The sequence below is a fragment of the Flexithrix dorotheae DSM 6795 genome (assembly GCF_000379765.1).
Classification (GTDB): domain Bacteria; phylum Bacteroidota; class Bacteroidia; order Cytophagales; family Flammeovirgaceae; genus Flexithrix; species Flexithrix dorotheae.
The window spans coordinates 458,268-470,006 of the sequence record NZ_KB903465.1 but is presented as its reverse complement, the minus strand read 5'-3'; the positions used below and the strand labels follow the sequence as shown (position 1 = coordinate 470,006).

General features: G+C 36.2%; 11 protein-coding genes. 4 read left to right on the top strand and 7 right to left on the bottom strand.

Annotation, left to right across the window (positions count from 1 at the left end; genetic code table 11):
* Positions 1–44: 44 nt before the first annotated feature.
* Together A3EM_RS0128930 and A3EM_RS0128925 are read right to left on the bottom strand one after the other, a co-directional pair.
* Positions 45–668: a nucleotidyltransferase family protein gene (locus A3EM_RS0128930; RefSeq protein WP_157638135.1), complete on the bottom strand. Its 624-nt coding sequence runs from the start codon at positions 666–668 to the stop codon at positions 45–47.
* Positions 658–2,238 (bottom strand): hypothetical protein, encoded by a 1,581-nt coding sequence (locus tag A3EM_RS0128925; RefSeq protein ID WP_245576566.1) that lies wholly within the window; start codon positions 2,236–2,238, stop codon positions 658–660. Before A3EM_RS0128925 ends, A3EM_RS0128930 begins: the two co-directional genes overlap by 11 nt.
* A 190-nt stretch (positions 2,239–2,428) precedes the next feature.
* Here A3EM_RS0128925 and xerD point away from each other — a divergent pair, with 190 nt between their 5' ends.
* Positions 2,429–3,367 carry a site-specific tyrosine recombinase XerD gene (gene xerD / locus A3EM_RS0128920; protein WP_020531748.1) on the top strand — a complete coding sequence of 313 codons (939 nt, stop codon included), beginning with the start codon at positions 2,429–2,431 and terminating at the stop codon, positions 3,365–3,367.
* 6 nt (positions 3,368–3,373) lie between these two features.
* Here the strand turns inward: xerD and A3EM_RS43930 are convergent, their stop codons facing one another.
* Positions 3,374–3,736: an ankyrin repeat domain-containing protein gene (locus A3EM_RS43930; RefSeq protein WP_020531747.1), complete on the bottom strand. Its 363-nt coding sequence runs from the start codon at positions 3,734–3,736 to the stop codon at positions 3,374–3,376.
* A 454-nt stretch (positions 3,737–4,190) separates the two neighbouring features.
* Between A3EM_RS43930 and A3EM_RS0128910 the strand changes: the two genes are divergently transcribed.
* Positions 4,191–5,108, top strand: a complete 918-nt coding sequence (locus A3EM_RS0128910; RefSeq protein ID WP_020531746.1) for an SMP-30/gluconolactonase/LRE family protein — start codon at positions 4,191–4,193, stop codon at positions 5,106–5,108.
* 81 nt (positions 5,109–5,189) lie between these two features.
* Here A3EM_RS0128910 and A3EM_RS0128905 read toward each other — a convergent pair whose 3' ends face one another.
* From A3EM_RS0128905 to purB, 3 genes are all read right to left on the bottom strand, one after another.
* On the bottom strand, positions 5,190–5,591 hold the full coding sequence (locus A3EM_RS0128905; protein ID WP_020531745.1) for a DUF1987 domain-containing protein: 402 nt from the start codon (positions 5,589–5,591) through the stop codon (positions 5,190–5,192).
* A gap of 360 nt (positions 5,592–5,951) precedes the next feature.
* On the bottom strand, positions 5,952–6,716 hold the full coding sequence (locus A3EM_RS0128900; protein ID WP_020531744.1) for a 3-keto-disaccharide hydrolase: 765 nt from the start codon (positions 6,714–6,716) through the stop codon (positions 5,952–5,954).
* Positions 6,717–6,743: 27 nt separating this feature from the next.
* Positions 6,744–8,099 (bottom strand): adenylosuccinate lyase, encoded by a 1,356-nt coding sequence (gene purB / locus A3EM_RS0128895; protein WP_020531743.1) that lies wholly within the window; start codon positions 8,097–8,099, stop codon positions 6,744–6,746.
* Positions 8,100–8,530: 431 nt separating this feature from the next.
* Between purB and A3EM_RS48245 the strand changes: the two genes are divergently transcribed.
* Together A3EM_RS48245 and A3EM_RS0128885 are read left to right on the top strand one after the other, a co-directional pair.
* Positions 8,531–10,012: a TolB family protein gene (locus A3EM_RS48245; protein WP_020531742.1), complete on the top strand. Its 1,482-nt coding sequence runs from the start codon at positions 8,531–8,533 to the stop codon at positions 10,010–10,012.
* Positions 10,013–10,234: 222 nt separating this feature from the next.
* Entirely contained in the window at positions 10,235–10,735 is a 501-nt protein-coding gene (locus tag A3EM_RS0128885; protein ID WP_020531741.1) for a ferritin-like domain-containing protein, read from the top strand.
* A 117-nt stretch (positions 10,736–10,852) separates the two neighbouring features.
* Here the strand turns inward: A3EM_RS0128885 and A3EM_RS0128880 are convergent, their stop codons facing one another.
* Positions 10,853–11,569 (bottom strand): hypothetical protein, encoded by a 717-nt coding sequence (locus A3EM_RS0128880; RefSeq protein ID WP_020531740.1) that lies wholly within the window; start codon positions 11,567–11,569, stop codon positions 10,853–10,855.
* Positions 11,570–11,739 lie beyond the last annotated feature (170 nt).

The following is an 11,739-nucleotide window of genomic DNA, read 5'->3' as shown; positions in this document are numbered from 1 at the left end:
GTTTTTAGTCAGATAAACTTTAAAAGCTGAAGGGTGAAAATCCTTCAGCTTTTTTGTTTGAAATTTTTAATAATGTTTTCCCAATCTGAAATGGTATCAATATCAAGATCACCTTTATTAAAGGAAATAGTTGCAACTTCCTGAGGAAAAGATTTAATGATGGTTTTGGCCCCTTCCTTTCCTTTAAGCTGGAGCAGGTTGGTGAAATATTTTGAAGAAAACATTACAGGAACTCCAATTATACCATTTTGATATTTACTCGCCACTATATCTTTTCCCGAATGGACCTGTTTCGAAATTATAGTATTTAATAATTTTGTATCAACATAGGGCTGATCGCAAACTAAAAATAAAACACTTGAAAATGCTTTTTCATTTTCTTTTAAAAGCGTTTTTAAACCAGCCTTTATGGAAGAGGACATTCCTTCTTCCCAGGCTTCATTCAGCGTGAAATGCAGATCTAAGTCCTCAATCTCTGGTTTAATTTTTTCTGAATGACCACCTAATACCACAACTACTTTCCCTAAATTGGATTTCAAAGCTGTTTTTGAAATCCTCCTGATTAAGGTTTCCTCCTCCAGTTTTAACAATTGCTTGGGCTGGCCAAGCCTTGATGAACTGCCTGCCGCCAGTATAATGATTCCGGTTTCGCATTTTTTAGTTTGCATTTTCATCCAGTCTACTGAGCAAATTCATTACCTCTCGATGAAGTATTGGGGCTGTTTCCGGCCCAACGGAATTGATTTCCCCGTAAGGTCCATCTTCATCTCCATAAGTAAATGGAGCTGCTTTATCCCATTGGCTTTTTGGAACAATATAACCAATCATATCATTTGATAACCCCACTACAAATTTAAAATCTCCAGGCATCACTTCTCTCAAAGGTGGAATTTCCTGTGGCTGGATAGAAAAATCCTGACCTTCTGGTGCCTCAACTCCACCATTGATAATTTCAGGATAAATTTCCCCCGGCATATGAATAAAGCTGATTGGTCCCATGGTCCAGGCTGCAACTTCTGACCTCATTTTCATCCATCCGACCATTCCACGGTCCAGTACTCCTAAAAAAGCGGCTAGTCTGAACAAGGGGTTGTCAAGGGGTAAGGCAATGCTTTTGGCTTCCAGGGCAATACTGGACTGCGCAATCCAGTGTTGGGAGCTGTCCAAAGCAGCAAGGCTTAAAAGGGCGAGTTCTTTTCCCTGTGCCTCCACCTTGGCAAATGTTGGCTCTAATAATTCTTCTTCGGTAAATGGATGATGAATTGGAGTACTTGGATGTGTCGTCATTAACCCTCCAATAGCTCCATTTACATATACTGCAATTCCTCCTAATCCTTTAGCCACCAGGCTGTCTCCATCGTATACCCCATTTTCAATCCCATCTCTAAAGTAGTGGGGAAAATCTGAAGTGATCAACAAATTATCACTCCAAACTGTTTCAGGATGATTGGCCCAGGATAATAAGGTTCCCAAGGTGGTATCTGCTTCTAAATCTACCGCCTGAATTAACCTGAGTCCTTCATCATATACTTCTGGTTGTCTGGTATCACCCAACATGGGCAGCGCTCCTGAAAGGTCCTGGGCAACCTTAAGCTTTGCAGGCCTTAGATTTTTAACCGCTTCCGCTACTGATTTTGCAATTTGAGTTCTTACCAACTCCATATAATCCGGATTAATCCCTGATTTAAAATTGCTTTCTCCCCAAAGCCCTAACAAATCAGGGGATTCGTGTGTATGGCTTGAAGTAATTATGGAATAGGTGATACCTGATTCTTTAGGAATCAATTTTTTTGCCGCTATCACATCATCATTTCCAAAACCTATTGCATCGATGGCTACAATAGCAATTCGGGTCGCTCCATCATCTATCACCATCGTTCTGGCCCATAATTTATCATTGATGCCATTTGCTGCCCTCTTATGGCTAAAACCGGCAATCCAATAGGCATCAAATTGCCCATTATTGTTATTGTCCTGATAAGTATCCCCATCTTCTTCTTTGTATTGAGCATCTCCGTTCACATCGGTCCAGGTATCAATAATTTCCGGAGTAATAGACTGTGCCGAAAAGCCTAATTTAAGATCACCTGGAGTTCCGCTTTTGATACTTAAATCCACATGATAGTCCGGATGACGGTCTTTCAATTGAAAATATCCATATAAAAAAAGTGAAATCGCCAGAAATAAAACAATAGTAATAAACCAAAGGAACACTTTTTTTAGTCGAGTCATCATCATTAGTTTGTTGGTATTAGAATATTTTAATTTTTTTTCAGTTTGAAATTTCTAATTTTAATACTTTCCCAAATAAACACTTATTTTCGTGTTCTTCAACTTTTGAGGAAATAGAAACCCGTAAGTAATTACTGCTGTTTTACCCTTTTAGGCTAGTGGTTTTTTAACTTTTGGGTGTATAAAATAAAAAATTATGAATTGGGACGAAGCGATAGAAGAATACTCCGATTATATTTCCTTGGAAAGAGGACTGTCAAAAAACACAAAATTTGCCTATACTCAGGACCTCAATAAGTTTAAGCAGTATTTGGAAATATCTGATCTTGATTGCAACCCAAAGGAAGTTCAGCCTAATCATGTTGAGGAATTTTTAGTCTATTTACACCAGCTTCAGGTTTCTGAATTCACGCAGGCCAGAATTCTTTCCGGGATTAAAGGTTTTTACAAATTTCTTTTGTTTAATGATAAAATAGACAAGGATCCTACCGCCTTGGTTGCTTCTCCCAAGCTATCCAGAAAATTACCCGATACACTCGATTTTTTAGAAATTGAAAAAATGCTGAGTGTTATTGATTTGTCTAAACCAGACGGAGCAAGAAACCGTGCCATAGTGGAAACACTTTATAGCTCAGGACTGCGTGTTTCTGAATTGGTGAATTTAAAATTAAGTAACCTCCATTTTGATATGGGCATTATCAAAATCATTGGAAAAGGTGATAAAGAAAGACTGGTGCCGATCGGGAAGGATGCCATGAAATATATTAAGATTTATAAGGAGGAGATAAGGAAAAATATCAATATCCAAAAGGGATTTGATGATTTCCTCTTCCTGAACAGAAGGGGAAAAATGCTTACCCGGGTTTATATTTTTATGATCGTAAAAGACCTGGCTGCCATGGCAGGAATAAGAAAAAAGGTCAGTCCACACACTTTTAGGCATTCTTTTGCAACCCACCTTGTGGAAGGAGGTGCAGATTTGCGGGCAGTGCAGGAAATGCTAGGTCACGAATCCATCACCACTACTGAAATTTATACCCACCTCGATGTAGATTATCTCAAACAGGTAATTACAGAATTTCATCCAAGAGGAAGGAGACATCAAAGTCCTAATGCTGCAAAACCTGAAGAATGATTTTGTCTAAATCTGATCTTTGACCATGAGGTGTGGGACTTCCTGAAGTAAATTAATAATTTGTTGATTTTCAGACAATAAGGCGTAATCCAGTGCAGACATTTGGAAATGGTCTTTGGCATTTACATCTGCTTTGTAAAATAATAGAACTTTCACGATATCCGGATTGCCACATATTACTCCTAAATGTAGTGGAGTCATCCCTTTTTCATCAGTTACCTGGATATCTGCTCCATTTTTAAGAGCAGCAGTGAGTTCGGCCAAGTTGCAGTTTTCCAAAGCCTGGATTAACTTTTGATCCTCAGTTTGAGAATAGGCCAGAGGAGAAAAAAACAACGCTAAAAAAAGAATTAAAACTGTTGTTTTCATGATACCCGTTTTTTAAGCAATCCATGAGGTTTTTCGGCTAATATTTTTACAATACCTATCAGGTAGTTTTTGGAGGACACACAAGGATTACGCTTATTCAACCATTTATCAGCTATTATCTAAACAAATAGAGCCTGGATTAAATTCGGACAGGATTGTATTTTCACACTCCTGCGGTCTTTTTGTCCTCTTTTACCATAATACAGAGTAACTTTAATGTGAAGACTCCGCAAGGAAAATGCTTTTTTTGGAACGAGGCACTACAGTAATAATCAGAATTTTTTTTGAATGAAAATTTTTAACTCTGCTGCTTAAAATCTTTAAAAAGGATGGTTATATTGCTAAAAAAACTACTAATCAAATAAAAAGCTATGAGAAAGGGGTGAGGTTTTTTGAACCAGGAAGTCGGAAAATCTTATTCATTCACATGGCTTGATTTTAAAAACTTATTCAAATGAAAATTATTAATCTTTTTCTGTTTTCAAGCCTTATTTTTTTATTGAGCAATTGTAAAAATTCAAAGGAGGAAGGACAGACCGTGGCTGAAGAAGAAACCCAAGCTAATCCAATTGAAGAAATTATGGTGGAAATTGAGGAGGTTTGGAAAACTGATACCTTATTGAGAACACCAGAATCCGTTCTTTTTGACGAAGACAGGGACATCATATATGTGGCCAACATCAATGCCGTAAACAAGGAATCGCAGGATGGTGACGGATTTATTTCCAGGCTAACTGTAAATGGTGAAATTGCGGATTTAAAATGGGTGGAAGGCTTAAATGATCCCAAGGGAATGGGCATTTATGAAAATAAGCTGTATGTGACTGATCTTACAGAGGTAGTTGAAATTGACATTGAATCTGGCAAAATAACCTCAAAAATTGCCGCGGAAGGAGCCATATTTTTAAATGATCTGGCCATAAGTGCAGATGGGGAAATATATGTTTCAGATTCTTACGGGAACAAAATTTACAAAGTAGAGAATGGAACTGCATCGATATGGCTGGAAGATGAAGCTTTAGACAAACCAAACGGCCTTTTTATGGAGGTGGACAGAATGCTGATGGTTTCTATGAATCAGGGCATTTTGCGATCCGTAAATCTGGAGGAAAAAAAATATGATGATTGGGTAGGAGATATGGCAGGAGCAGATGGAATTGGTAAGACTGAAAATGGTGATTATTTTATTTCCAATTGGAATGGAGAGGTGTTTTTCGTGAGTAAAGAAGGGAAAAATACTAAGGTATTGGATACCAAGGAGCAGAAAATCAATGCTGCAGATCTGGATTACAGCACAAAACATAAACTATTAGCTGTCCCCACTTTTTTCGACCACAGAGTGGTGGCTTACAAGCTGAAATCAGAGATTTAATTGGACAAATTCCAATAATTCTGGCAAAAAAAAGCCCGAAACAAAATCTTTTGTTTCGGGCTTTTTAGCATTTTTTATGGTCTAAATTGGCAACTCTTCTTTAGAGTTATAGGGAATTAATTTAATGTTGGTTCCAGATTCTTCTAGGTAATCCTCCCCTGATTCCAGCATATCAATATCGCCATCTTCATAGTACCAGAAAATTTCCAGGTTTGACCCTGATTCTTTTTCGTACTCTCCCAATAAATCGATAATGTCAAAAAAACATTTGGAAGAAGCGGTATTAAAATAATCCATTCTGAAGCTCAATTTAATATTTCTACCTTCAGTTTTGGTATATTCTTCGAGCCAGTCAAATACGGGTTGGAAAAACTCATGGGTATATTCATGATAGGATTCTCCGGTGATTTTCAGAATGTTTGTATCCGGATTTAAATCTATTTCCGGTACAAATTCTTCGCCTTTTATATAAAATCTTTCCATCTTTATAATTGATATTTAATCTGTACCTTTTAAGAAAAAGGGCAAATTGATCAATAAATTTACCTCTCCATTATTTTTACCTGATCTGCATTTTAAATGCTGCAGAAATGATAATTAATTCCAACTTGTTTTCAATTTTATAACTAAACAGAAAAATTGGAATTTTCTTACCTATTAGATAATGCTACTCCCTCTAAATTATTTTATGATATGTTGATTTTGTGCCTTGTAATAACCTTCAGACTGTATTTTTGCTGTTTTTAATTTGATTGATTTTGGGGAATAAAAAAGGGTAAACCGTTCAAATTTGTAAAATTCAAACAGTTTACCCTTTCAGCTTTTTTAAAAACAGAGAACTAATTACAATTTCCTGATTTTTATATTTCTCAGGGCAATTAAATTACCATGGTCCTGAATCCCGATTTTTCCTTTTTTGGCCGTGGCATATCCCTCCATTTTGGCAAATTTACTGGCCATCATTTCTGCTTTCCATTCATCTGACCACAATTCGTATTCCACCACTTTTTCCCCATTCAGCCAATGTTCTACATGGCCGTTATTCACTATTAACTTACTTTCATTAAATTCACCAGGAGCTTTTGCAGCAAAAACCTTTGGAGGATGTATATCATAATTTGCTCCGGATTTCTGTTTGTCCGTCAGCTCCTGAGGATAATTATTATCATCAATCAACTGATATTCGGGAGCCGTAACATAAGTAGCAGCATATTGCTCATCTTCAATAATATTGAATAAAATACCGCTATTTCCCTTTTCCGAAATGTTCCATTCAAAGTATAATTCAAAGTTCTGGAAATCTTCATTAGTTACAATATCCCCATTTCCACCTTCAGTTATAAGCAAACCATCTTCTACTTTCCATCCCTCTACATTTTCTTTTAAATAAGTATGCCATCCATTTAAGGAAGTACCATCAAAAAGCAACTCCCATCCCTCTGCTTTTTCTTCTGCTGATAAGGCATTTACCGTTTTTACTTCTTTCACCACTTCTACTTTCTCTATAACTTCTTCATCTTGTTTTTCTTCGGCTTTTTGAGAGTTATTACAACTAAATGCCAATAAGGCTAATGCAAACAGAATGTTTTTTGGTAAGTTCATTTTCATGGTTTTAATAAATGGAAAAAATTAGTTTCAATATTCAAATTTTACCCCGGTATAGTTAAATGGAGTAATTTGTTTGAGTTCGGTTTTTATCTCATCAGATATTTTAAGTGTTTCAATAAAAGCGTGAATGCTTTCTTTGGTAATTTTCTCATTTTTTCGAGTGAGATCTTTTAGGGCTTCATATGGTTTTGGATAGCCTTCTCTTCTTAAAATTGTTTGAATGGCTTCTGCCGCAACAGCCCAGTTTTTTTCAAGGTCTTCATCTAGTCTGGCTTGGTTTAGTTCTATTTTACCCAGGCCTTTTAACAGAGAGTTTAAAGCAATAACCACATGCGAAACAGGGACTCCAATATTTCTGAGCACTGTAGAATCTGTTAAATCCCTTTGTAGCCTTGAAATCGGTAATTTTACGGAAAGATGATCGAAAATTGCGCTGGCAATTCCCAGATTTCCCTCTGCATTTTCAAAATCAATAGGGTTTACTTTGTGAGGCATAGCAGAGGAACCAACTTCACCTTTTTTGATTTTTTGCTTGAAGTATCCCATTGAAATATACTGCCAAATATCCCTGCTCAAATCAATTAGAATAGAATCGATTCTTTTCAGGTTATCGAATCTGGCAGCCAGAAAATCATAATTTTCAATTTGGGTGGTGAGTTGGGAGCGATCCAACCCCAAAATATTATTCACGAAATGGTTGCCAAAAGCTACCCAGTCCACCTCAGGATAAGCCAGGAAATGGGCATTAAAATTTCCCGTTGCACCACCAAACTTAGCCGGATATGGAATGTTTTCCAACGATTTCAGTTGCTGATCTAATCTATAGGCAAAAACAGCCAATTCTTTTCCCAATTTAGTAGGTGATGCGGGTTGGCCGTGGGTAAAAGCCAGCATTGGAATATCTTCCCATTCGTGTGCCAGCTCACTAATTTTTTGAAGTACCTCGTTCAATAACGGTTTTAGGCATTCTTTATCCGCCTCCAATATCGAAAGTGGAATGGAAGTGTTATTAATATCCTGAGAAGTTAACCCGAAATGTATGAATTCCTGAAGAGCTGAAATATTCAATTCTTCAAATTTCTCTTTGATAAAATACTCTACCGATTTTACATCATGGTTGGTTACTTTTTCAAGTTCCTTGATTTTTTGAGCATCTTCCAATGAAAAATTCTTGTAAATATCCTGCAATACCGGAAATACCTTTGGGTCGATATGCTGAAGTTGAGGCAGAGGAATTTTGCATAAAGCAATAAAATACTCTATTTCCACTCTTACTCTGTATTTTATCAAGGCAAATTCCGAATAGTAATCTGCCAATTTTTTGGTTTTACTTCTGTACCTGCCGTCTACGGGTGAAATCGCTGTAAGTGTCTCCAGACTCATTTTGTAATAGCTAAGAATTTAAATTAAAAAAAGCGTAAGTTTAAATTTTTTGGAATTGTAGTTCCTTAAATGGCATGTTGTGCAACAAAAAATAAAATTTAAACCAGCTTACATATGATATTAAGTAATTGATTTTCAGTATTTTGATTTTATGCTTTTTATTCAATTACTCTTGTGTTATTAAGGTGCAAACTTACAAAACATATTTCACTATCTCCTTACCGTTGGAGGAGATTAGTCTCAAATTAAATTCTTTTGAAAATAAACGGGATGGCCCCTTTCTCCCTTAAATTATTTAATTTTAATTTCTCATTACTTATGTGATAATAAGTAGTTAGACAGAAATAACAACCATTTACATTTACCACAACTGATTGATATTGAGGTGCGATTGCTCAATATTAAAAAGTACTGGTGCTTATTTTAATACTATGCTGTATTTTTTCAGGGTCATAAAAGCTGCCCTTTTTTTTGTTTTCCTTCAATTTTCTGCTGTAGCACAAATTAATCAGTTTGAAAATGTAAGTGTAATGGGAAACCTGGAAAGTCCTCAGGCGCCTTTTAACAAAAATAACGGAGAATACCTTCTCTCGGGAAAATTGGCTGAAAATGCAACTGAAGACCTAAACATGGTCTTTTATTGGAAAAAAGTGTCAGGTGATTTTATTTTCGATTTCCAAATTGATAAAGCCCCTAAAAAAGCTAAATTCGGGATGGGTTTTGCAGAAGCACTTGATACAGAAAAAAACCTGGGAGGTGTGTTAATAAATGGGGGAATTTTTGAATTTTATTATGGCTCCGATGATTTCCTTTCCCAAAACAAAAAAATTGCCCCTAATCAATATGATTTGCTGCGGCTGGAAAGGGTAAATGATGAATTTATTTTCTCATTTGCAGTGATTGGAGGGTATTTCAAAGAATTTGAAAGATTTCGGTCTTCTGCTCCTAGAGATATTTATCTGGGTGCGGCATTATTGCCGGAAAACACCAGACGAAATGAGGATTTTACTTTTTCCAAAGTAAGAATTACTACTCCAAAGTATTCCTTAAGAACAGATTTGAAGGTGAGAAGCAACCTTGAAATTATGGATCTTCAATCGGGAACCAGGACCATAATTTACTCTGATACTACACACATAGAAGCTCCAAACTGGTCGCCAGATGGTTCTTTTTTGGTTTATAATAATAATGGCCGACTTTATAAATTACCCGTTTCAGGCGGCAGTCCTGAGATGATCCCTTCCGACTTTGCGGATAAAATTAACACTGATCATGGAATTTCTCCAGATGGAAGACAAATTGTGATTAGCCATTACAATGGACCTAAAATTACCCCAAATAATTCTGTAATGTACGTAATGCCCATTACTGGAGGCAAACCCCGGCAGATTGTCCCTGATAGTCCTTCTTATTGGCATGGGTGGTCTCCGGATGGCAATACACTGGCCTATGTGGGAAAAAGAGCGGGAATTTACAATATTTATACTGTGCCGATATCGGGAGGAATGGAAAAACAAATGACTTTTGAACCTTCGCTTGATGATGGACCGAATTACAGCCCTGATGGGAAATATATTTATTTTAATTCCAATCGGTCTGAGAAAATGGAAATCTGGCGAATGAATATAGATGGCACAGAGCCACTTCAGCTTACAAATGATTTATATCAAAACTGGTTTCCTCATCCATCTCCTGATGGTAAACTTTTGGTGTTTTTAAGTTATCCTCCGGAAACTGATCCTACGGAACACCCGGCAGATAAAAAGGTAATGTTGCGCTTAATGAATGCCAAAGGTGGTGAACCTGAAGTAATTGCCCATTTGTATGGAGGGCAGGGCTCTATCAATGCTCCATCCTGGTCGCCAGATAGTAAGCAATTTGCCTTTGTTTCTTATTCATATTTTATTGAGTAATCCGGAAGTGCGCTTCACTCCAAATAAATTATCGTGTAATTGATTTCTTTTAGCAATACAATTTGGCAGGAATTTAACTTTTAAAGATTAATAGGTATTCACTGAAATAAATCCTTTTAATAAGGTGAATTTTCCACCTATTTTCATTAAAATAGAGGATGAATTTTATTTGATCAAACTACGTGTTTTGATCCATTTTTTACCATAAATTTCTTTTCAATTATGCATGAGAAAAGTATTGAATTATTGAATAAAGCTGTTGGGGACGAATTGAGCGCAGTCCATCAGTATATGTATTTTCATTTCATTTGCGATGATCAGGGGTTTGATTTATTTGCAAGTTTATTTAAGCAGACTGCTATTCAGGAGATGATTCATGTAGAAACGTTGGCCGAAAGAATCTTGTTTTTGAAGGGGGATGTGGAGATGAATGCCACGATTCCGGTGGAGAAAATTCATGGAGTGAAAGAGATGTTGGAAAAAGCAAGAAATATGGAGGAGGAGAGTGCCAGAGATTATAATATTTGGGCCAATGAATGTGCGGCTAATGCTGACTCAGGAAGTAAAAAAATCTTTGAAGATTTAGTGGCTGAGGAAGAAAGACACTTTGACCAGTTTGACCAGGAGATGGAAAACCTGGCGAAATACGGAGAAAAATATATGGCTTTACAGTCTATAGAAAGGAGTAAAAATGTTGCTTCAGGCAGACCTGGAGCAGAATGATTTTCAACAATTCCGAAATTTTTGAAAGGAAATGCTATCGGTTAATAGAAAAATTGCAATTTAAAATAACCGATAGCTCTTTTCTTTTTGCGGATATACTTTGTTTGGTTAATACTACTAATTAGGGTTTTCTGCCATCACGGCCTGGGAATTGCAATATCGTATAATTTTTTTCAAATCTTCCTCATTTCTGGTTTTTAGTTTTTCCTGCCTGATATAACCAGTCACCGAAATATTGAATTGTTCAAAATTTTTGGCCAGTCCTTTTTTGGAGGGAATTAAATCCTTAAGGTTTTCCTCTGTGGCAATAAAATAGCAGTTTTTCCTTTCCACATCATCAAAATAAATACTGGCATCAATGATTTTTATGTATCGCTGGCCTTTAGTTAATTCAATAAAAGTACTTTTATACAGGTTGAAATACCCATTCTCCAAAACCTGAAGAAAACCAGTGTTAATTGTATTGTTTTTAAAATAAGAACTATTGATGAAGGTTTCCATCATCCCGGATTCAGGATTTACACATTCAAACTTTTTCACTTCATCACCTGGCAGGTACCTTAATCCTTTGGATGTTTTTATTTTGAAATAGTTTTCCAGGATATCATATTTTATTGGAATACCTACATGCTGAAATCCATCTATATGATAAATATTGGCAATGGTCCACTGTTCGTAAAGCATGAACTTTGAGGCCAATTGTATATTCTTTTCATTTAAATTATAAATTTGGGGATTGAGTGTAGGAGTTTTTCCTACTTGGGCAATGGTGATTTGGCCATTGCAAAATATAAACATAGCAAGCAAAAAAAAGGTTAGTAGTTTTGAGTTCATGATGTAGTAATCTAAATAATTAAGAAAATTAGTTAGTACGGTAGTCGGTAACTTGAAAGGTCCAGGTAGTTGGCTGTTAATTAAAATTAATTGATTGATTCACTTGTTCTCAACCGGGGGCAAGCGAAGAAATCTAACGAATATTGTAATCGGGGTTGATTTTGTATTTA